This is a genomic window from Vibrio sp. YT-19(2023) (assembly GCF_033337395.1).
Genome location: NZ_JAWOQN010001252.1, coordinates 1 through 501, shown reverse-complemented (window position 1 = coordinate 501; position 501 = coordinate 1). Strand labels below are relative to the sequence as shown.

Below are 501 nucleotides of genomic sequence, written 5' to 3'. Positions count from 1 at the left end.
AACCAGATTCAAGATCACATCGACTATCATTTAGGTCGCGCTCGAATGGCGGGTTCCATGAACATCCTTTCTGTCAAAGCCAATCCAGCAGAGCGAGTAGATGCTATCTCAATGGCGTTCGATAAAGTCTATGCCGAGCGAGACATCACCTTAATTAATGAGCTTGATTCTGAGTTGAATGTTGCAGTCGAAAAAACCGACCTCGACGAAATGATCGGTAACTTGCTTGAAAATGGCTATAAATGGGCAAATAGCATGATTCGCGTCCACTCTACTCAGGATAAGGATAGTATTCACCTGATTATCGAAGACGATGGGCCTGGAATCCCTCAAGCGCAATTAGGCCAAGTCATCAAACGTGGTGTCAGATTAGACGAAACAACGCCAGGTTCTGGGCTCGGTTTAAATATTGTGAGTGAAATGGCTCACAGCTATCGAGGCCAATTGGCTTTGGAAAAGAGCAAAATGGGTGGCTTAAAAGCCACATTAACATTGCACCGT

Annotated in this window: 1 protein-coding gene; it reads left to right on the top strand. The window is 44.9% G+C overall.

The window, feature by feature from the left end; genetic code table 11:
• Positions 1-501, top strand: a 501-nt coding sequence (locus R7E78_RS31110) for an ATP-binding protein (RefSeq protein WP_318059272.1), incomplete at both ends; no start/stop codon positions are given.